This is a genomic window from Martelella lutilitoris, assembly GCF_005924265.1.
GTDB lineage: Bacteria > Pseudomonadota > Alphaproteobacteria > Rhizobiales > Rhizobiaceae > Martelella > Martelella lutilitoris.
In genome coordinates this window covers 205,277-224,790 of the sequence record NZ_VCLB01000005.1, presented here as the reverse complement: position 1 = coordinate 224,790, position 19,514 = coordinate 205,277, and the positions used below count along the sequence as shown (strand labels likewise).

Annotated in this window: 29 protein-coding genes; all 29 read right to left on the bottom strand. The window is 60.6% G+C overall.

Annotated features, from left to right (window positions below; all coding sequences use genetic code 11):
* Positions 1 to 56: 56 nt before the first annotated feature.
* On the bottom strand, positions 57 to 425 hold the full coding sequence (gene rpsM / locus FF124_RS10285; RefSeq protein ID WP_106313074.1) for a 30S ribosomal protein S13: 369 nt from the start codon (positions 423 to 425) through the stop codon (positions 57 to 59).
* Positions 426 to 740: 315 nt separating this feature from the next.
* Entirely contained in the window at positions 741 to 1,391 is a 651-nt protein-coding gene (locus FF124_RS10280) for an adenylate kinase (protein ID WP_138748398.1), read from the bottom strand.
* Positions 1,388 to 2,725, bottom strand: a complete 1,338-nt coding sequence (gene secY / locus FF124_RS10275; protein WP_138748397.1) for a preprotein translocase subunit SecY — start codon at positions 2,723 to 2,725, stop codon at positions 1,388 to 1,390. Before secY ends, FF124_RS10280 begins: the two co-directional genes overlap by 4 nt.
* Positions 2,726 to 2,946: 221 nt before the next feature.
* Positions 2,947 to 3,423, bottom strand: a complete 477-nt coding sequence (gene rplO / locus FF124_RS10270) for a 50S ribosomal protein L15 (RefSeq protein ID WP_024708090.1) — start codon at positions 3,421 to 3,423, stop codon at positions 2,947 to 2,949.
* 14 nt (positions 3,424 to 3,437) lie between these two features.
* Positions 3,438 to 3,638, bottom strand: coding sequence for a 50S ribosomal protein L30 (rpmD, locus tag FF124_RS10265; RefSeq protein WP_024708091.1), 201 nt, complete (start codon positions 3,636 to 3,638; stop codon positions 3,438 to 3,440).
* 11 nt (positions 3,639 to 3,649) lie between these two features.
* Complete coding sequence (rpsE, locus tag FF124_RS10260) at positions 3,650 to 4,219, bottom strand: 30S ribosomal protein S5 (protein ID WP_024708092.1); 570 nt, start codon at positions 4,217 to 4,219, stop codon at positions 3,650 to 3,652.
* A gap of 173 nt (positions 4,220 to 4,392) precedes the next feature.
* Positions 4,393 to 4,755 (bottom strand): 50S ribosomal protein L18, encoded by a 363-nt coding sequence (gene rplR, locus FF124_RS10255; protein WP_138748396.1) that lies wholly within the window; start codon positions 4,753 to 4,755, stop codon positions 4,393 to 4,395.
* A 12-nt stretch (positions 4,756 to 4,767) separates the two neighbouring features.
* Positions 4,768 to 5,301 carry a 50S ribosomal protein L6 gene (gene rplF / locus FF124_RS10250; RefSeq protein WP_024708094.1) on the bottom strand — a complete coding sequence of 178 codons (534 nt, stop codon included), beginning with the start codon at positions 5,299 to 5,301 and terminating at the stop codon, positions 4,768 to 4,770.
* A 42-nt stretch (positions 5,302 to 5,343) separates the two neighbouring features.
* Entirely contained in the window at positions 5,344 to 5,742 is a 399-nt protein-coding gene (gene rpsH / locus FF124_RS10245) for a 30S ribosomal protein S8 (protein WP_024708095.1), read from the bottom strand.
* 11 nt (positions 5,743 to 5,753) lie between these two features.
* Positions 5,754 to 6,059: a 30S ribosomal protein S14 gene (gene rpsN / locus FF124_RS10240; RefSeq protein WP_138748395.1), complete on the bottom strand. Its 306-nt coding sequence runs from the start codon at positions 6,057 to 6,059 to the stop codon at positions 5,754 to 5,756.
* 32 nt (positions 6,060 to 6,091) lie between these two features.
* Entirely contained in the window at positions 6,092 to 6,649 is a 558-nt protein-coding gene (rplE, locus tag FF124_RS10235; protein ID WP_138748394.1) for a 50S ribosomal protein L5, read from the bottom strand.
* Entirely contained in the window at positions 6,642 to 6,953 is a 312-nt protein-coding gene (gene rplX / locus FF124_RS10230; RefSeq protein ID WP_138748393.1) for a 50S ribosomal protein L24, read from the bottom strand. The genes rplE and rplX overlap by 8 nt, the downstream gene beginning before the upstream one ends.
* A 13-nt stretch (positions 6,954 to 6,966) precedes the next feature.
* Entirely contained in the window at positions 6,967 to 7,335 is a 369-nt protein-coding gene (gene rplN, locus FF124_RS10225; RefSeq protein ID WP_024708099.1) for a 50S ribosomal protein L14, read from the bottom strand.
* 363 nt (positions 7,336 to 7,698) lie between these two features.
* Complete coding sequence (rpsQ, locus tag FF124_RS10220; RefSeq protein WP_138748392.1) at positions 7,699 to 7,935, bottom strand: 30S ribosomal protein S17; 237 nt, start codon at positions 7,933 to 7,935, stop codon at positions 7,699 to 7,701.
* Between the two features lie 21 nt (positions 7,936 to 7,956).
* Positions 7,957 to 8,157, bottom strand: coding sequence for a 50S ribosomal protein L29 (gene rpmC, locus FF124_RS10215; protein WP_138748391.1), 201 nt, complete (start codon positions 8,155 to 8,157; stop codon positions 7,957 to 7,959).
* Between the two features lie 12 nt (positions 8,158 to 8,169).
* Complete coding sequence (rplP, locus tag FF124_RS10210; RefSeq protein ID WP_106313035.1) at positions 8,170 to 8,583, bottom strand: 50S ribosomal protein L16; 414 nt, start codon at positions 8,581 to 8,583, stop codon at positions 8,170 to 8,172.
* Positions 8,584 to 8,620: 37 nt separating this feature from the next.
* Positions 8,621 to 9,334 (bottom strand): 30S ribosomal protein S3, encoded by a 714-nt coding sequence (gene rpsC, locus FF124_RS10205; RefSeq protein WP_138748390.1) that lies wholly within the window; start codon positions 9,332 to 9,334, stop codon positions 8,621 to 8,623.
* Positions 9,334 to 9,717 (bottom strand): 50S ribosomal protein L22, encoded by a 384-nt coding sequence (gene rplV, locus FF124_RS10200; RefSeq protein ID WP_024708104.1) that lies wholly within the window; start codon positions 9,715 to 9,717, stop codon positions 9,334 to 9,336. Before rplV ends, rpsC begins: the two co-directional genes overlap by 1 nt.
* Before the next feature lie 2 nt (positions 9,718 to 9,719).
* Positions 9,720 to 9,998, bottom strand: a complete 279-nt coding sequence (gene rpsS, locus FF124_RS10195; protein WP_024708105.1) for a 30S ribosomal protein S19 — start codon at positions 9,996 to 9,998, stop codon at positions 9,720 to 9,722.
* A 15-nt stretch (positions 9,999 to 10,013) separates the two neighbouring features.
* The gene (gene rplB / locus FF124_RS10190; RefSeq protein ID WP_138748389.1) at positions 10,014 to 10,850 is read right to left on the bottom strand and encodes a 50S ribosomal protein L2; all 837 of its coding nucleotides are present in this window, start codon (positions 10,848 to 10,850) and stop codon (positions 10,014 to 10,016) included.
* A gap of 41 nt (positions 10,851 to 10,891) precedes the next feature.
* Complete coding sequence (locus tag FF124_RS10185; protein ID WP_024708107.1) at positions 10,892 to 11,185, bottom strand: 50S ribosomal protein L23; 294 nt, start codon at positions 11,183 to 11,185, stop codon at positions 10,892 to 10,894.
* Positions 11,182 to 11,802 (bottom strand): 50S ribosomal protein L4, encoded by a 621-nt coding sequence (gene rplD, locus FF124_RS10180; protein WP_138748388.1) that lies wholly within the window; start codon positions 11,800 to 11,802, stop codon positions 11,182 to 11,184. Before rplD ends, FF124_RS10185 begins: the two co-directional genes overlap by 4 nt.
* Complete coding sequence (gene rplC, locus FF124_RS10175; protein WP_138748387.1) at positions 11,802 to 12,497, bottom strand: 50S ribosomal protein L3; 696 nt, start codon at positions 12,495 to 12,497, stop codon at positions 11,802 to 11,804. Before rplC ends, rplD begins: the two co-directional genes overlap by 1 nt.
* 133 nt (positions 12,498 to 12,630) lie before the next feature.
* Complete coding sequence (gene rpsJ, locus FF124_RS10170) at positions 12,631 to 12,939, bottom strand: 30S ribosomal protein S10 (RefSeq protein WP_018065614.1); 309 nt, start codon at positions 12,937 to 12,939, stop codon at positions 12,631 to 12,633.
* A gap of 148 nt (positions 12,940 to 13,087) precedes the next feature.
* Complete coding sequence (gene tuf, locus FF124_RS10165) at positions 13,088 to 14,263, bottom strand: elongation factor Tu (RefSeq protein ID WP_138748386.1); 1,176 nt, start codon at positions 14,261 to 14,263, stop codon at positions 13,088 to 13,090.
* A gap of 62 nt (positions 14,264 to 14,325) precedes the next feature.
* Positions 14,326 to 16,425, bottom strand: coding sequence for an elongation factor G (gene fusA / locus FF124_RS10160; RefSeq protein WP_138748385.1), 2,100 nt, complete (start codon positions 16,423 to 16,425; stop codon positions 14,326 to 14,328).
* Between the two features lie 27 nt (positions 16,426 to 16,452).
* Positions 16,453 to 16,923, bottom strand: a complete 471-nt coding sequence (rpsG, locus tag FF124_RS10155) for a 30S ribosomal protein S7 (RefSeq protein WP_138748384.1) — start codon at positions 16,921 to 16,923, stop codon at positions 16,453 to 16,455.
* A 75-nt stretch (positions 16,924 to 16,998) separates the two neighbouring features.
* Positions 16,999 to 17,370: a 30S ribosomal protein S12 gene (rpsL, locus tag FF124_RS10150; RefSeq protein WP_018065617.1), complete on the bottom strand. Its 372-nt coding sequence runs from the start codon at positions 17,368 to 17,370 to the stop codon at positions 16,999 to 17,001.
* A gap of 393 nt (positions 17,371 to 17,763) precedes the next feature.
* A complete protein-coding gene (locus FF124_RS10145; RefSeq protein WP_138748383.1) occupies positions 17,764 to 19,389 on the bottom strand; it encodes an ABC-F family ATP-binding cassette domain-containing protein in 1,626 nt (541 codons plus the stop codon).
* Positions 19,390 to 19,514 lie beyond the last annotated feature (125 nt).

The window sequence follows — 19,514 nt, the reverse complement described above, 5'->3', positions numbered from 1 at the left end:
CGCAGAAAGCCGGCGTGAAACCGCCGGCTTGTTCCGGAATGAAAATATTCCGTAGATTACTTCTTCTTGCCTGCAATCGCCTTTGCCGGACCCTTGCGGGTGCGGGCATTGGTATGCGTGCGCTGGCCGTGAACCGGGAGGCCACGACGATGACGCAGGCCACGGTAGCAACCAAGGTCCATCAGGCGCTTGATGTTCATCGAATTCTCGCGACGCAGGTCGCCTTCAACCATGTAGTCACGGTCGATCTGCTCACGGATCGACAGAACTTCCGCATCCGTCAGCTCATGCACCCGGCGCTCTGCCGGAATGTTAGCTGCCGCGCAGATATCCTGTGCGAATTTCGGTCCGATCCCGTGGATATACTGCAGCGCGATTACAACGCGCTTGGCAGTCGGGATGTTGACGCCAGCAATACGAGCCACGCCGATTCTCCTTAAGTATTTTCAAGGGCAGTTTGCCCGTCTAGGGCACTTGCCGGTTTCTTGCAGGCGAACATGCCGCCCCAAATAGCTCTGCCGCAACAAAAACTCGTGACAAAACACGTCCTGATCACATTCAAAAAGGACTTTGACGGTTTTGCCCCATGTCGCGAGTTGGAGCGCTCATAGCGGAAACAGCGCCTGAATGCAACCGTTTCCTTCACTTTTATGACGTCCGAAGCCCGCAAGGACAGCCGGACGCCTCAAATCATGTTTTACGGTCGGCCCCTGCGTGAGGCAGCGGCCTTTCCCGAAAAATCAGACCTTCGCCAGAACCTTCTCGATGCTGGCGGTCACGGTGTCCATGTCGGCCATGCCATCAACCGAAGACAGCTTGTCCTTGGCATAGTAGTAGCCGATCAGCGGCGCCGTTTCCTTGTAATAGGCCTTCAGGCGTTTTTCGACGGTTTCGCGGTTATCGTCCGGACGTCGCTTGAACTCGGTCGAGCCGCACTTGTCGCAGACGCCGTCCACCTTCGGCTTGTGGAACTCGTCGTGATAACCCGTGCCGCATTTGGCGCAGCTGTAGCGGCCGGCGATTCGCTCCGTCAGCGTCTCGTCATCCACCTGAATCTCGATCACCGCGTCCAGTTCGATGCCTTTGGCGGAAAGCATCTTCTCGGTCGCATCCGCCTGCACCAGCGTGCGCGGGAAACCGTCGAGAATGAAGCCGTCCTTGCAGTCGTCCTGGTCGACTCGCTCCGACACGATGGCGATCACGATATCGTCGGAGACGAGGCCGCCGGCGTCCATGACGGCCTTGGCCTTCTTGCCGACTTCGGTCTTAGCCGCAACGGCGGCGCGCAGCATATCCCCCGTCGAAAGCTGCGGAATGCCGTGATTGGCCACAATGCGCTGTGCCTGCGTTCCCTTGCCGGCGCCCGGCGGTCCCAGAAGTATAAGTCTCATCGTCCCCTCTTTCCTCCCCGCAATTTCGATTTCTTGATCAGCCCTTCATACTGCTGGGCGATCAGATGTCCCTGTATCTGCGAAACGGTGTCCAGCGTGACGCTGACGATGATGAGAAGCGAGGTGCCTCCCAGCGCCAGCGAGACGCCTGTGCGCGCGACCAGGATCTCCGGCAGGATGCACACGAACACCAGATAGATCGCACCGACCACGGTAATGCGAGTCAGAACATAGTCTATGTACTCGGCCGTGCGCTCGCCCGGGCGGATGCCCGGGATGAAGCCGCCATGCCGCTTCAGATTGTCCGCTGTCTCCTTCGGGTTGAAGACGATCGCGGTGTAGAAGAATGCGAAGAAGGCAATCAGCGCGCCATAGGCGACCATGTAAAGCGCCTGGCCATGGCCAAGCGATGCGATGATGGCCGTTGCCCAGCTTGGCAGCTCGTTCGATGAGAACCCGGCAAGCGTCGCCGGCAGAAGCAGCAGCGAGGAGGCGAAGATCGCGGGAATGACGCCCGACGTGTTGAGCTTCAGCGGCAGGTGCGAGGTATCGCCCTGGAACATGCGGTTGCCGACCTGGCGCTTCGGATACTGGATCAGAAGCCGGCGCTGCGCGCGCTCGACAAAGACGATCAGCGCAAAGATGGCGATGACGACGACCAGGATGCCGACGGCGACGAAAGCAGAGATCGAGCCAACGCGCGACAGTTCCAGCAGGTTGCCGACAGCGGCCGGAAGGCCGGCGACAATGCCGGAAAAGATGATCAGCGAGATGCCGTTGCCGATGCCGCGCGAGGTGATCTGCTCGCCGAGCCACATCAGGAACATCGTGCCGCCGACGAGCGTGATGACGGTCGAGAAGATGAAGAACCAGCCCGGATCAGTAACGAGATTGTTGCCCGACTGCAGGCCGATGGCGATGCCGTAGGCCTGCGCCGTCGCAAGCACGACCGTGCCGTAGCGCGTGTACTGGTTGATGATCTTGCGACCCTGCTCGCCTTCCTTCTTCAGCGCTTCGAGCGAAGGCACGACGGCCGTCAGAAGCTGCACGATGATGGAGGCCGAAATATAGGGCATGATGCCAAGCGCAAAGATCGCCATGCGCTGCACCGCGCCGCCCGAGAACATGTTGAACATGCCCAGAATGCCTTCGGACTGGCCCTGGAAAGCCTGCGCATAGGCATCGAGATTGATGCCGGGAAGCGGAATATGCGTGCCGAGCCGGTAGACGAGGAGTGCGAGAAGCGTAAACCAGATGCGCTTCTTCAGATCCGTCGCCTTCGCGAAGGTCGAAAAATTGAGATTGGATGCAAGTTGTTCCGCTGCAGAAGCCATGCGTATCTCCGCGTCGCCGCACGGCCGCCACAGGCGCCCGATGCGATTAAGTGCCAGATCACGTCAGCCGACGCGCCGCCCGCAAAAGGCGCTCATCGGCATTCGCGACAAACCACCCGCAGGACACGAACGATCGGGGCCGGCCGGTGGTCGAGGCACATATGGAAGAAAAAACGCCCGGTGTGAAGCACTCCGGGCGATCATTTTTCAAATCAGCGCTTTTACTCAGCGTTCTTGGCGCCGGCCAGCACGGTTATCGAACCGCCGGCCTTCTCGATCTTCTCGATCGCGGGCTTGGACGCCCCGGCAACTTCAAGCGTAAGCTTCGCCTTCAGCTCGCCGTCGGAGAGGATGCGGACACCGTCCTTAACGCGGCGAATCACGCCGGCTTCCTTCAGCACTTCGGCGGTCACCGTGGTCTTCGCATCCAGCTTCTTGGCATCGACGGCGGCCTGCAGGCGGCCGAGCGAGACTTCGACGAAGTCCTTGGCGAAGATGTTGGTGAAGCCGCGCTTCGGCAGACGGCGGTAGATGGGCATCTGGCCGCCTTCGAAACCGTTGATGGCAACGCCCGAACGCGACTTCTGACCCTTGACGCCGCGGCCGCCGGTCTTGCCGGTGCCCGAGCCGATGCCACGGCCGACGCGCTTCTTGGCGTGTGTTGCGCCTTCGCGGTCCTTGATTTCGTTGAGTTTCATAATCTTCTCCCGTCTCACTTCTCGTCGACGACGCGCACGAGATGGGACACCTTGTTGATCATGCCGCGCACAGCAGGCGTATCTTCCAGGGTGCGGACGCGATGCATCTTGTTGAGGCCGAGGCCGATCAGCGTCTGGCGCTGGACGGCGGGACGGCGGATCGGGCTGCCGATCTGCTCAACGGTGACAGTCTTCTTGGTGCTAGCCTTGGCCATGTGTGCCTCCCTTACTCGTCGACAACGGCGCCGGCGGCCTGGCGGCGAGCCTGGAGCGTGGCGTATTTGAGGCCGCGCTGCGCTGCGATGTCCTTGGGATGCACCTGGCTCTTCAGGGCATCAAAGGTGGCGCGAACCATATTGTAGGGATTGGACGAACCGGTCGACTTGGCAACCACGTCGGCAACGCCCAGGGTTTCGAAAACGGCACGCATCGGACCACCGGCGATGATCCCGGTACCGGCCTTGGCTGTACGCAGAAGAACCTTGCCAGCACCGTGGCGGCCCTTGACGTCGTGATGCAGCGTACGACCGTCGCGCAGGGGCACGAAGATCATTTCGCGCTTGGCGGCTTCGGTGGCCTTGCGGATGGCTTCCGGCACTTCGCGCGCCTTGCCGTGGCCGAAACCAACGCGGCCCTTGCCGTCGCCAACGACGACGAGCGCTGCAAAACCCATGCGGCGGCCGCCCTTGACGGTCTTGGCAACGCGATTGATGGCGACGAGCTTGTCAACGAATTCGCTGTCGCGCTCATCCCTGTTGTGGCGATCGTCGCGCGATCCCCTTCTGTCCTGTGCCATTGTCCTGTTCCTTTTTCTTTTCCGGGTGCAATCGGCAAATGGGAAGGCCGCTTGCGCCATCTCTGGCATGGGCGGCCGGTGATTGACCGAAGGCGACTTGCATTCCGAAGAGACAGTATCGCCTTGGCCGAATGTCAGGAGCGCCCCTCCAACGAAGGGCGCTCAAAGCTTCATCAGAAGCTCAGGCCACCTTCGCGGGCGCCGTCGGCAAGTGCCTTGATGCGACCGTGAAAGATGAAAGCGCCGCGATCGAACACGACTTCCTTGACGCCTGCCTTGGTGGCGCGCTCGGCGACGAGCTTGCCGACGGCTTCGGCCGCTTCACGATCCGCGCCGGTCTTCAGCGAAGACTTGAGCGAAGCGTCGAGCGTCGAGGCGGCAGCCAGCGTGCGGCCGGCCGTATCGTCGATGATCTGGGCGTAGATGTTCTTGGACGAACGGTGAACCGACAGACGCGGACGGCCGTTTGCCACTTTCTTGACCTGGCGGCGCACGCGGCTGGCGCGGCGTGCAATGGTTTCTTTCCTGCTAGCCATAACGCGTGTTCCTTACTTCTTCTTGCCTTCCTTGCGGACGATGCGCTCTTCCGCGTATTTCACGCCCTTGCCCTTGTAGGGCTCGGGACCGCGATATTCGCGAATGTTCGCAGCGACCTGGCCGACAACCTGCTTGTCGATGCCGGTGACGGTGATTTCCGTCGGCTTCGGGCAGGCAATCGTGATGCCTTCCGGCGGCTGGTAGACAACTTCGTGGGAGAAGCCGAGCGACAGCTGCAGGTTCTTGCCCTGCATCGCCGCGCGGTAGCCAACGCCGTTGATCTCGAGCTTGCGCTCGTAGCCTTTTGTGACACCGTTGATGATGTTCTCAACCATCGTCCGGGACATGCCCCATTTGGAGCGGGCGTCCTTCGACTGGTTGATCGGGGAAACAACGATCGCGTTGTCCTCGAGCTTGACGCTCACCTCGTCATTGGCGACGAAGGAGAGCTCGCCCTTGGGGCCCTTGGCTGTGACTTTCTGGCCGTCTACGGTCGCAGTCACACCAGCCGGAACCTGAACGGGCTTTTTACCGATACGAGACATTTTTCTTACCTGTCTGTTTCGTTAGGAGGATCTGACCGAGCCTTAGAAGACCGAGCAGAGAACCTCTCCACCAACATTCTGTTCGCGCGCCTGGTGATCAGCCATTACACCCTTGGGGGTGGAAAGGATCGTGATACCCAGACCATTTGCGACCTGCGGAATGGACTTGACCGAGACATAGACCCGGCGGCCCGGCTTGGAAACGCGGGCGATCTCGCGGATCACGGACGCGTTTTCGTAGTACTTCAGCTCGATTTCGATCTCGGACTTGCCGTTCTCGAATTCGGTCTGCGTGTAACCGCGGATGTAGCCTTCGGCCTGCAGAACGTCCAGGACATGAGCGCGCAGCTTGGAAGCCGGCGTGGTCACGGAGGACTTGCGACGCGAGGCGCCGTTGCGGATACGGGTGAGCATATCGCCCAGGGGATCAGACATTGCCATTGGACGCCTCCTTACCAGCTCGACTTGACGACGCCCGGCACCTTGCCGGTGTTGCCGAGATCACGCAGCGCGATACGGGACATGCCCAGCTTGCGGTAATACGCACGCGGACGGCCGGATACTTCGCAGCGGTTGCGGATACGCGTCTTGGAGCCGTCGCGGGGCATGTCCGCCAGCTTCAGGGAAGCGCGGAACCGCTCTTCGATCGGCAGTTCCTGGTTCTTGATGATCGCCTTCAGCGCGGCACGCTTCTCTGCGTCCCGGGCGACCGTCTTGCGGCGGCGCTTGTTCTTTTCGACTGCGCTTACTTTCGCCATGTCGTTTTCCTTTTCTACGCTCGTCGTTACGGTTATTTGCGGAACGGGAAGTTGAACGCTGTCAGGAGCGCCCGTGCTTCGTCGTCCGTGTTCGCCGTCGTGCAAACGATGATGTCCATGCCCCACATCTGATCGACCTTGTCGTATTCGATCTCGGGGAACACGATGTGCTCCTTGATGCCCATGGCGAAGTTGCCACGGCCGTCAAAGCTCTTCGGATTAAGGCCGCGGAAGTCGCGAACGCGCGGCAGCGCGATGTTCACCAGGCGGTCAACGAATTCATACATGCGGTCGCCGCGCAGCGTCACCTTGGCGCCGATCGGCATGCCTTCGCGGACCTTGAAGCCGGCGATGGAGTTGCGCGCATGGGTGATCACGGCCTTCTGGCCGGCGATCGCCGAAAGGTCGGCAGCAGCATTGGTCGGCTTCTTCGAATCGCCGACCGCTTCACCGACGCCCATGTTGATCACGACCTTGTCCAGGCGCGGAATCATCATCGGGTTGGCGTAGGAAAAGCTTTCCTGCAGCTGAGCGCGGATCTTCTCGTTGAATACCGTCTTCAGGCGCGGCTCATACTTTGCTTCAGCCATCGATCACTTCTCCCGAACGCTTTGCATAGCGGACCTTCTTCTCACCCTCGACCTTGAAGCCGACGCGGGTCGGCTTGCCGTCCTTCGGATCGGCGATCGCGAGGTTCGAAAGGTGAACCGGCGCTTCCTTGGTAATGATGCCGGCTTCGGCGGTCTGCGTCTGCCGCTGGTGGCGACGCACGACATTGATGCCCGAAACAACGGCGCGGTCTTCCTTCGGGAAAACCTGTACGACTTCACCGGTGCGGCCCTTGTCCTTGCCGGCGATCACGACGACCTTGTCGCCCTTCTTGATTCTCTGCATGTTCCGCGCTCCCTTACAGAACTTCCGGAGCCAGGGAGATGATCTTCATATGGCTCTTGCCACGCAACTCGCGCGGAACCGGCCCGAAGATACGCGTACCAATCGGCTCTTTGTTGTTGTTGATCAGAACGGCAGCATTGCTGTCGAAGCGGATGACGGAGCCGTCAGCGCGGCGGATGTCCTTTGCCGTGCGAACGACAACGGCCTTCATCACATCGCCCTTCTTGACGCGCCCGCGCGGAACAGCCTCTTTCACCGAAACGACGATGATGTCGCCGATCGAGGCATATTTACGCTTTGAGCCGCCCAGAACCTTGATGCACATGACACGACGCGCGCCGGAATTATCCGCCACGTCGAGGTTTGTTTGCATCTGAATCATATCAGGTCGCCTTCTTGTTGTTACCGGCCCGGTTGGGCACCTCTGCCCCCTAGACCAGCTTAATCGACACGTATCAAAGCGCCCGCCCTGTCAAAATGACCCCGGCGGTCGCTCGAATTTCCTGTCCAGCACTTTCAAAACCGTGGCGCCCGAAAAGGATTTCTTCCGGGGTCTACACCGTGTGCAAGAGCCAGAGCGTCTTATGTGTAGCGTCTTTCGGGGCTCAGTCGTCTCCAAACTGGAGAATGCCCTTACGGAAAAGGCCGCCCGTTGCCGGACGCCCCCGCATCTCAATGCCGTGCTACATACAGATATTTCGCCAAAGCGCAAGGGCCCCGGCGAAATAGCTGTTCAAATTTGGGCTTAAGCCTGGGCGGAAACCACCGTCCAGCGCTTGTCCTTGGAAATCGGAGCGCATTCCTCGATGAATACGGTATCCCCGACCTTGTACTGGTTCTCGGCGTCGTGCGCCTTGTACTTCTTCGAGCGGCGTACAGTCTTCTGCATCAGCGGGTGGGCGAAACGACGCTCAACCCGGACTACGACCGTTTTATCGTTCTTGTCGCTGACGACAACGCCTTGCAGGATGCGTTTAGGCATTTTCTTGTCGGTCCTTTAATCTCAAGCCTTGCCGGCTGCCGCCTTCTGGGCGGCAATGGTTTTCACACGCGCTATGTCGCGGCGCACTTCCTTGATGCGCGCCGTTTTTTCCAGCTGGCCGGTCGCCTTCTGGAAGCGCAGGTTGAACTGCTCCTTCTTCAGCTTGGCGAGCTCGTCCTTGAGCTGGTCTTCGGTCATGGCGTGTACGTCAGAAGTCTTCATCAGTACCACTCCTTATTCTGCGATACGCTGGATAAAGCGCGTCTTGACCGAGAGCTTGGCCGCGCCGAGGCGCAGGGCTTCACGTGCAATTTCTTCGCTCACACCATCGATTTCGAACATGATCCGGCCGGGCTTTACGCGGGCCGCCCAGTAATCGACACCGCCCTTACCCTTACCCATACGCACTTCGGTCGGCTTCGAGGTGACCGGCGTATCGGGGAAGATACGGATCCACACGCGGCCGGCACGCTTCATGTGACGGGTGATCGCGCGGCGGGCCGCCTCGATCTCGCGCGCGTTGACGCGGTTGGGTTCCTGCGCCTTCAGCCCATATTCACCGAAAGCCAGGTCGCTGCCGCCCTTGGCGACGCCATGGATGCGGCCCTTGAACTGCTTGCGGTACTTTGTACGCTTTGGCTGCAACATTTTCTTCTATCTCCGAACTTCGCGGAAAGCGCCCTTATCAGGCGTTTTCGCGGCGGCGATTGTTGCCGCTGTTACCCTTGTTGTCGCCCTCGGTCGCGCGACGCTCGGAGGCCATCGGGTCGTGCTCAAGGATTTCGCCCTTGAAGACCCAGACCTTGATGCCGCAAATGCCGTATGCGGTTTCAGCTTCGGCCGTGCCGTAATCAATGTCGGCGCGCAGCGTGTGCAGCGGAACGCGGCCTTCGCGGTACCATTCGGTACGTGCGATTTCGGCGCCGCCGAGACGACCCGAGCAGACGATACGGATGCCTTCGGCGCCGAGACGCATGGCCGACTGCACCGAGCGCTTCATGGCGCGGCGGAAGGCAATGCGGCGTTCCAGCTGCTGCGCGATCGACTGAGCGACCAGCGTGGCGTCGGTTTCCGGCTTGCGTACTTCAACGATGTTGAGGTGCATTTCCGAGTCGGTCATCGTCGCGAGCTTGCTGCGCAGCTTTTCGATGTCCGCGCCCTTCTTGCCGATGATGAGACCCGGACGCGCCGAATGAATGGTCACGCGGCACTTCTTGTGCGGACGCTCGATGACGACCTTGGAGACGCCGGCCTGCTTCAGTTCCTTCTGGATGAAGCTGCGGATCTTCAGGTCTTCATGGAGCAGCTTGCCGTATTCGTGATTGTCGGCGAACCAGCGGCTGTCCCAGGTACGGTTGATGCCGAGGCGGAAACCGATCGGATTGATTTTCTGACCCATTATGCGGCCTCCTCTTCGACTTCACGGACGACGATCGTCAGATGCGAAAACGGCTTGAGGATGCGCGATGCGCGGCCCCGGCCCCGGACCATGAAGCGCTTGGCGACAATCGACTTGCCGACATAGGCTTCCGCGACGATGAGCTGGTCAACGTCGAGGTCGTGGTTGTTTTCAGCATTGGCGATGGCCGATTCGAGCGTCTTGCGGACGGTCTCGGAAACCCGCTTCTGCGAGAATTCGAGATCGGCCAGAGCCCGGTCAACCTTCTTGCCGCGAATCATGGCGGCGACGAGGTTGAGCTTCTGCGGGCTGACGCGGATCGTGCGCGTAACGGCCTGCGCCTCGTTTTCCTTAAGCCGGCGTGCGGCTTTTGCCTTGCCCATTGTTACTTCCTCTTCGCCTTCTTGTCGGCGCCGTGACCGTAGTAGGTCCGCGTCGGTGCAAACTCACCGAACTTGTGGCCGACCATCTCTTCCGACACGGATACCGGAATGTGCTTGGAACCATTGTAGACGCCGAAGGTCAGGCCGACGAACTGCGGCATGATCGTGGAACGGCGGCTCCAGATCTTGATCACTTCGTGGCGACCGCCTTCACGCACCTTCTCAGCCTTCTTGAGAAGATAGCCGTCAACAAACGGTCCCTTCCATACTGAACGAGCCATTTCAGACTACCTCTCTTACTTCTTCTTCTGGTGGCGCGAACGCATGATGAACTTGTCGGTCGACTTGTTCTTGCGCGTGCGCTTGCCCTTGGTGGGCTTGCCCCAGGGCGAAACAGGGTGGCGACCACCGGATGTACGGCCTTCACCACCACCGTGCGGGTGGTCGATCGGGTTCATGACGACGCCGCGAACATGCGGACGCTTGCCCCGCCAGCGCGAACGACCGGCCTTGCCGTCATTCGTGTTGGAATGGTCGGGGTTCGATACAGCGCCGATCGAAGCAAGGCAAGAGCCAGGCACGAGACGCTGTTCGCCGGAGTTCAGGCGAAGGATCGCCATGCCCTGGTCGCGGCCGACGAGCTGCACATAGGTGCCTGCCGAACGGGCGATCTGGCCGCCCTTGCCCGGCTTCATCTCGACGTTGTGCACGATCGAGCCGACCGGAATGTTCTGCAGCGGCATCGCATTGCCGGGCTTCACGTCGATCGCGCTGTCGGCGGCGAGAACCTTGTCGCCAACGGCCAGACGCTGCGGCGCCAGGATATAGGCAAGCTCGCCATCCGCATAGTTGATGAGCGCGATGAAAGCCGACCGGTTGGGGTCGTATTCCAGACGCTCGACCGTGCCCTCGACGCCGAACTTGCGACGCTTGAAGTCGATCATGCGGTAGGTGCGCTTGTGACCGCCGCCCTGGAAGCGCGCCGTCACGCGGCCGTAGTTGTTACGACCGCCCTTCGAAGACAGGCCCTGCGTCAACGCCTTGACGGGCTTGCCCTTGTAAAGCTCCGAACGCTCGACGATTACCAGTTGGCGCTGGCTCGGCGTTGTCGGATTGAATGTTTTCAATGCCATTTTCTCATTCCCTATTGGGTCTCTACCCTACCGGGTCTGTTTCAAACGCCGGTCGTCACGTCTACGGACTGACCCTCGGCCAGCGTGACGATCGCCTTCTTGACGTCCTTCTGCTTGCCGGAGAAATTCCGGAAGCGCTTGATCTTGCCCTTGCGCACGAGCGTGTTCACGGACTTGACCTTGACGCCGAAGAGCTCTTCGACAGCGGCCTTGATCTCGGGCTTGCTCGCATTCTTGGCAACGTTGAAGACAACCTGGTTATTATCCGAAACCAGCGTCGACTTCTCGGTGATGACCGGCGAAACGATCACGTCGTAATGGCGGATATCGCTCATTTGAACCGCTCCTCCAGAGCTTCGACTGCGGACTTGGAAAGCACGAGCTTTCCGCGGCGCAGAATGTCGTAAACATTGATGCCCTGAACCGGCAGAACATCGATATTCGGAATGTTGCGGGCGGCAAGCTTGAAATTGCCGTCGACTTCCGAACCGCCGATGATCAGAGCGTTTTCCAGGCCGAGGCCGGCAAACTGGGCGATGAGCGCCTTGGTCTTTGCTTCCTTGGCGACGAGATCATCAACGATGATCAGGTCTTCAGCCTTCAGCTTCGACGACAGGGCATGCTTCAGAGCCAGGGCACGAAGCTTCTTCGGCAGGTCATGACCATGATCGCGGACGACCGGACCATGAGCGCGACCACCGCCGCGGAACTGCGGCGCACGCTTGGCGTGGTGGCGGGCGTTACCCGTGCCCTTCTGCTTGTACATCTTGGCGCCGGTCAGGGCGACTTCCGAACGACCCTTGGTCTTGTGGCTGCCCTGACGCTTCTTGGCCAGCTGGTAGCGGACCATGCGGGCGAGGATGTCTTCGCGCGGTTCCAGGCCGAAGATCTCGTCCTTCAGGCTGACCTTGCCGGCGTCCTTGCCCTCAAGTGTTTTGACGGTGAGATCCATTACTCGGCTCCATTGGTTTCAGCCGCGCGCAGGCCTGCAGGCCGCGGCGCATTTTCAGGCACACCGGACTTCACAGCGTCGCGAACCGTGATCCATGCGCCCTTGGAACCGGGAACGGCTCCCTTGACGAGGATCAGACCGCGCTCTTCATCGGTGCGGACGACTTCGAGGTTCTGGGTGGTGACGCGGGTCTGGCCCATGTGACCAGCCATCTTCTTGCCCTTCCAGACCTTGCCCGGATCCTGGTTGGAACCGGTCGAACCATGCGAACGGTGCGAGATCGAGACACCGTGGGTGGCGCGAAGGCCGCCGAAGTTGTGGCGCTTCATCGCACCGGCAAAACCCTTACCGATGGTGGTGCCGGTCACGTCAACGAGCTGACCCGACACGAAATGGCCGGCCGTCAGTTCGGCGCCGATCTCGAGCAGGTTGTCTTCCGAAACGCGGAACTCGACCAGCTTGGCCTTGGGCTCGACCGAACCCTTGGCGAAATGGCCGCGCAGCGCCTTCGACGTGTTCTTGACCTTCGAACGGCCCGCACCGAGCTGAACGGCGGTGTAGCCGTTTTTTTCTTTCGTGCGCGTTGCGACGACCTGGCAGCCGTCCATTCGCAAAACTGTTACCGGGATATGCTCTCCTGCGTCATTGAAGACGCGGGTCATTCCCACCTTCTGTGCTATTACACCTGAACGCATCGGTTCGTTCCTTTTAGAGTTCCGGCCAAGCCCTTGCGGCCCTGGCGTGTCTCCGTTTGGGACGTCATGCGCATCGCACTAAAGCGCGCGCAGCGATTGGTCCCGTTTAACTATTGGTCCCTGCCCTGAATGATCAGAGCTTGATTTCAACGTCGACGCCGGCAGCCAGATCGAGCTTCATCAGAGCATCGACCGTCTGAGGGGTCGGATCGACAATGTCGAGCAGGCGCTTATGTGTGCGCATTTCAAACTGCTCGCGGCTCTTCTTGTCGATATGCGGGCCACGGTTGACCGTGAACTTCTCGATCCGGGTCGGCAGCGGAACCGGACCGCGCACGTTCGCGCCGGTACGCTTGGCCGTGGAAACGATCTCACGCGTCGAGGCATCAAGGATCCGGTGGTCAAACGCCTTCAGGCGGATGCGGATATTCTGGCCGTTCATGCGACTCGTCCTTGTCTTCTTCTTCTTCCCGCCTTCTCGTCATAGATCAGGCGCATTTGTTGAACTTCGACCGCTCTCTTCAATCTTCAAAAGTAGGGACAGGTTGCCCCGTCCCTACCTCGCAATCAAAGTGCCTGTCGCGCGTCGATTACTCGACGATCGATGCCACGATGCCGGCGCCGACGGTGCGGCCGCCTTCGCGGATGGCGAAGCGCAGCTTTTCTTCCATCGCGATCGGAACGATCAGCTCGACGTCAACCGTGACGTTGTCGCCCGGCATTACCATTTCCGTGCCTTCCGGCAGCGTGACGACACCCGTCACGTCCGTCGTGCGGAAGTAGAACTGCGGACGGTAGTTGGTGAAGAACGGCGTGTGGCGGCCGCCCTCATCCTTCGTCAGGATGTAGGCTTCTGCCTTGAACTTCGTGTGCGGCGTCACCGAACCGGGCTTGCACAGGATCTGGCCACGCTCGACCTGGTCGCGGTTGATGCCGCGGATCAGCGCGCCGATGTTGTCGCCGGCCTGGCCCTGGTCGAGCAGCTTGCGGAACATTTCAACGCCGGTCACCGTCGTCTTCTGCGTCGCCTTGATGCCGACGATCTCGACTTCCTCGCCAACCTTGACGATACCGCGCTCGACACGGCCGGTCACAACCGTACCACGACCCGAAATCGAGAAAACGTCCTCGATCGGCATCAGGAAGGGCTGGTCAACCGGACGCTCGGGCGTCGGGATGTAGTCGTCGACAGCGGCCATCAGAGCGCGGATCGCGTCTTCGCCGATTTCCTTGTTGCTGTCTTCGAGAGCGGCAAGAGCCGAGCCCTTGATGATCGGGATCTCGTCACCGGGGAACTCATAGGACTCCAGAAGCTCGCGGACTTCCATTTCGACGAGTTCGAGGAGCTCTTCGTCGTCAACCTGGTCAACCTTGTTGAGGAAGACAACGATGCCCGGAACGCCGACCTGACGGGCAAGCAGGATGTGCTCGCGGGTCTGCGGCATCGGGCCGTCGGCGGCCGAGCACACCAGGATCGCGCCGTCCATCTGCGCCGCGCCGGTGATCATGTTCTTCACATAGTCGGCGTGGCCGGGGCAGTCGACGTGGGCGTAGTGACGCTTGTCGGTCTCATATTCGACGTGCGCCGTCGAAATGGTGATGCCGCGCGCCTTTTCTTCCGGGGCCGCGTCGATCTGGTCATATGCACGGAAGTCACCGAAGAACTTCGTGATCGCAGCCGTCAGTGTCGTCTTGCCGTGGTCAACGTGACCGATCGTGCCGATGTTGACGTGCGGCTTGCTCCGCTCAAACTTTGCCTTTGCCATTTTAGGCTCCTATTCTTTCCAGACCCCGCAAAGGGGCCAACTCGTTAAGGTGACGACCCCGGTTACTTCGAACCGGAGTACTTCGCCTGAATTTCCTGTGCGACGTTCGACGGGACCGGCGCGTTGTGATCGAAGGTCATCGTGTACTGTGCACGGCCCTGAGACATCGAGCGCAGCGTGTCGACATACTTGAACATGTTCGCCAGCGGAACCTCGGCCTCGATGACCGTCGCATTGCCGCGCGGCTCCTGCCCCTGGATCTGGCCACGACGGGAGTTCAGATCGCCGATGACGTCGCCAACGTAATCTTCCGGGGTCACGACCTCGACGCTCATGACCGGCTCGAGAAGCTGGGCGCCGGCCTTGCGGGCTGCTTCACGGAAGCAGGCGCGCGCGGCGATTTCGAAGGCGAGGACCGAGGAGTCGACATCGTGATAGGCACCGTCAACGAGGGTGGCCTTGATGCCGAGCATCGGGAAGCCGGCGAGCGGACCCGAGGACAGAACGCTTTCGATACCCTTCTGGACACCGGGGATGTATTCCTTCGGAACCGAACCGCCGACGATCTTGGATTCGAAAACGAAATCCTCGCCATCCGGATTGGGTTCGAAGATGATCTTGACGCGGGCGAACTGACCCGAACCACCCGACTGCTTCTTGTGGGTGTAGTCTTCTTCGTGGGCCTGCGTGATGGTTTCGCGGTAGGCAACCTGCGGCGCACCGACATTGGCCTCGACCTTGAACTCACGCTTCATGCGGTCGACGAGAATGTCGAGGTGAAGCTCGCCCATGCCGGCGATGATCGTCTGGCCGCTCTCCTCGTCGGAGAACACGCGGAAGGACGGATCCTCGGCTGCAAGACGGTTGAGCGCAATGCCCATCTTTTCCTGGTCGGCCTTGGTCTTCGGCTCGATGGCGATGCGGATAACCGGCTCGGGGAATTCCATCCGTTCCAGGATAACAGGCTTCAGCGGATCGCAGAGCGTGTCACCGGTGGTGGTTTCCTTCAGACCGGCCAGCGCAACGATGTCACCGGCGTAAGCCACTTCGATGTCCGAACGCGAATTCGAGTGCATCTGCAGCATGCGGCCGACGCGCTCGCGCTTTTCCTTGACCGTGTTCATCACCGAGGAACCCTTTTCGAGGGTACCGGAGTAGACGCGGCAGAAGGTCAGCGAACCGACAAAGGGGTCGTTCATGATCTTGAAGGCCAGCATGGACAGCGGCTCTTCATCATCAGCGTGACGAGCGATGTCGGCTTCGGTCTTGACGTCGATACCCTTGATGGATTCGATGTCGACCGGCGACGGAAGGAAGTCGACAACAGCGTCGAGAAGCGGCTGAACGCCCTTGTTCTTGAAGGCAGAGCCGCACAGCATCGGGAAGAACTGAACGCCGATCGTGCCCTTGCGGATCAACTGACGGATCTTGTCGTTGTCGGGCATCTCGCCTTCGAGATAGGCTTCCATGGCTTCTTCGTCGATCTCGACGATGGCTTCGATCATGGCTTCGCGCCATTCTTCGGCCTTATCCTTCATGTCAGCCGGAATATCGGTGATATCCCACTGCGCGCCCAGATGTTCGCCGTCCCAGACAAGCGCCTTCATCTCGATCAGGTCGATCACGCCGGCGAAGTCGTTTTCAGCGCCGATCGGCAGCTGGATGACAACCGGGGTCGCGCCAAGGCGGGACTTGACCATCTCGACCGAGCGATAGAAGTCGGCGCCGATCTTGTCCATCTTGTTGCAGAAGATCATGCGCGGGACGTTGTACTTGTCAGCCTGACGCCAGACGGTTTCCGTCTGCGGCTCAACGCCGGCATTGGCGTCGAGAAGCGCAACGGCGCCATCGAGCACGCGCAGCGAACGCTCGACTTCGATGGTGAAGTCAACGTGGCCGGGGGTGTCGATGATGTTGAAGCGACGCTTCTTGCCGTCGCGGCCCTGCCAGAAGGTGGTGGTTGCAGCGGACGTGATCGTGATGCCACGCTCCTGCTCCTGTTCCATCCAGTCCATCGTGGCCGCGCCGTCGTGAACTTCACCGATCTTGTGCGACTTGCCGGTGTAGAAGAGGATGCGCTCGGTCGTCGTGGTCTTGCCAGCGTCGATGTGCGCCATGATACCGAAATTACGGTAATCTTCGATTTTATATTCGCGAGCCATGATATCAGGCCTTCCCTCGTATCTGAATTACCAGCGGTAATGGGAGAATGCGCGGTTGGCGTCAGCCATCTTGTGCGTATCTTCACGCTTCTTGACAGCAGAGCCACGGTTGTTCGCAGCATCCATGAGCTCGCCGGAGAGGCGCTCGATCATGGTGGTTTCGTTGCGCTTGCGCGCAGCCGCGATCAGCCAGCGGATAGCGAGAGCCTGGCGGCGCTCGGGACGGACGTCGACCGGAACCTGGTAGGTCGCACCGCCAACACGGCGGGAGCGAACCTCAACGTGCGGCGCAACATTCTCAAGGGCCTGATGAAACACCTCGATCGGGTCCTGCTTCATCTTGCCTTCGACGGCGTCAAGCGCACCGTAGACGATCGTCTCGGCGACCGACTTCTTGCCATGCAGCATGATGGCATTCATGAACTTGCTGATCACCAGATCACCAAACTTGGGATCCGGATTGATCTCACGCTTTTCTGCACTGTGGCGTCGTGACATGCTTTTTGTCTCTCAACAGTTGCGGCGCTTAAAACGCGGAGAACCTCGCGCAGCGCCAGAAAAATGAAAACCGAATTACTTCGGACGCTTCGCACCGTACTTCGAACGGCGCTGCTTACGGTTCTTGACGCCCTGCGTGTCGAGAACGCCGCGAATGATGTGGTAACGCACACCCGGCAAGTCCTTGACGCGGCCGCCGCGAATCATGACGACGGAGTGTTCCTGCAGATTGTGGCCTTCACCCGGAATGTAGCCGATGACTTCGAAGCCATTGGTCAGGCGGATCTTGGCAACCTTACGAAGAGCCGAGTTCGGCTTCTTCGGCGTCGTGGTGTAGACGCGCGTGCAGACGCCGCGCTTCTGCGGGTTCTGTTCCAGCGCGGGAACCTTGTTCCGCTTGACCTGAGGCTGGCGCGGCTTGCGGATCAGTTGGTTTACGGTAGGCATATACCCATCCCTTTAGAATTCGTGTCTCGTCGCCCTTATGGGGCATTTCAATGCCGTCACCGGCGAACAGAAGCACTTTCAGCGTCTATATGCGCACAAGCACGGCCCGACCCGCCTTCCCGGCAGATGGACCTTAAAGCAGAGGACACAGGCGCCTTGCCGCGTCATGCGTGCAGCATTTGATCTTCAACGTGCTGTATGAGAACCTAGTCTGAGGTGAACTCCGGGACATTTGGCTTCCCGAACGACCATGCCTCACATGGGTTCTGTTGGCGCCGACATACTCATTTCGGTTAATGCCGTCAAGCCCAAAGCCCCGAAATTCTGGAATCTCCGGGCCTCAAGCGCCGCCTTTGCAGACGGCCATGCCGCATCCGGCAATATTGACGGCTTTCAAGACAAGTCTTGCGCAATATTCTGTCGCCGGATCGGCCCATCGCCTGAAAGCGCGAGCCGCGTCGCGATCCCGATTCTCTCCAGAAACACGCGGTCGTGGCTGATAACGAGGAGCGCGCCGTCATAGGCGTTGAGCCCCGCCTCCAGCGTCGCCAGGCTTTCAAGGTCGAGATGGTTGGTCGGCTCGTCGAGGATCAGGAGCTGCGCCGGTCGGCTTCCGCCGATCGCGACAGCAAGTCCCGCCCGCAGCAATTCGCCGCCGCTCAAAGTCTCGACCCGTTTCAAAGCCTCGTCGGCGCGGAAACGGAATCGCGCAAGCGCCGCCCGGCACGCGTTCTCGCCATCACGCGGGTTGAGACGCCTGAAATTGTCTCGGACGCTCGCCGCCGGATCAAGCAGGGAGACAGCCTGGTCGAAGAGCGCAAAGGGCACGCAGATCTCCGCCGTTCCGCCGAGCGGCCGCAGCCCGCCCGAGAGCGTCTTTACCAGCGTCGACTTGCCAGCACCGTTGCCGCCTTCGATTGCCACGCGCTCGGGGCCGGTCATCTCGAAAGAGAGGTCGCAAAAGAGCGGCGCTCGGGCTTCATAGCCGCCGGCAAGGCGGTCTGCCTTCAGGACCCGCCGCCCGGCGGCAAGCCCCGAGGGCGGAAGGGCGATCGCAAACGGCGCGACCACCTCAAGGCGCGCCTTCGCCTCGCTGAGCGCCTCCGCCGCCCTTTCGGCCTGCCGGTCATTGAGCGCGTTTTGCCGGGCCGCCGTCGCCTCGGCCTGCGCCTTCATGCCGTCGAGCACCATTTTCGGCATGTCCTTGCGCTTGCGCGCCTTAAGCCCCTTTGCGTCGGTGCGCGCCTTGCGCTCCGCTCGCTGGCGCGCGGCCGCGGACACCTGCCGTACCTCTCGCTCCGCTTCGCTCAATCGCCTTTCGCGGTTTTCGACTTCGGCAGCCTTTTCCCGTTCATAGAAGCCGTAATTGCCGCCATAGCGCGTGATGCCGAGGCTGGTCAGTTCCGCGATCTCCGTCATCGCCTCCAGCAGTTCACGGTCATGGCTGACGACCAGCGCTCCGCCGCGCCAACCGCCAAGAAAGTCCATGAGAAGCTTTCGCCCGGCCGCGTCGAGATTGTTGGTGGGCTCGTCGAGCAGGATGAAGTCCGGATCACCGCGGGTGAGCGCCGCAAGCCGCGCCCGCGTCAGTTCTCCGCCGGAAAGGCGGGAGGGCGGGGTCGTCAGCGGGTAGGCAATATCGAACCGGGAAAGGGCGGCAACAGCCTTTTCCTCGGCGAGCCAGTCGATGCGGCCCACGGTCTCGGCGCTTGCCCTGCCCTCGCCGGCCTCCCTGATCATCTCCAGCATGTCCGTGATCGCGAAACAATCGGCAAGCGTCTCGCCGTCCCTGGATCGAACCGACTGGTCAAAGAGCGCCAGCCGGCCCGCAACCGAGACAGCACCTGAAGTCGGTGCGATCGCGCCCGCCATCAGTTTCAGCAGCGTCGTCTTGCCCACGCCGTTGCGCCCCACAAGCCCGGTCAGCCCGGGGCCGAAGACAGCGTCGATATTATTGAAAAGAGAATGGCCGTCAGCAGTTGTGAAGGACAGGCCGGAAAGCGTGATGGTCGCGTGCATGAAAAGAGTTCTCCCGTAAAGCCAGTATGTTTGCTGTCTTCAGGTGAGAAATCATTGGCGGCACGTCCCTTGTGATCACGGTTGATCTTCCACTACCCCCGAAGGGCGGCGATTTCAAGACCGGC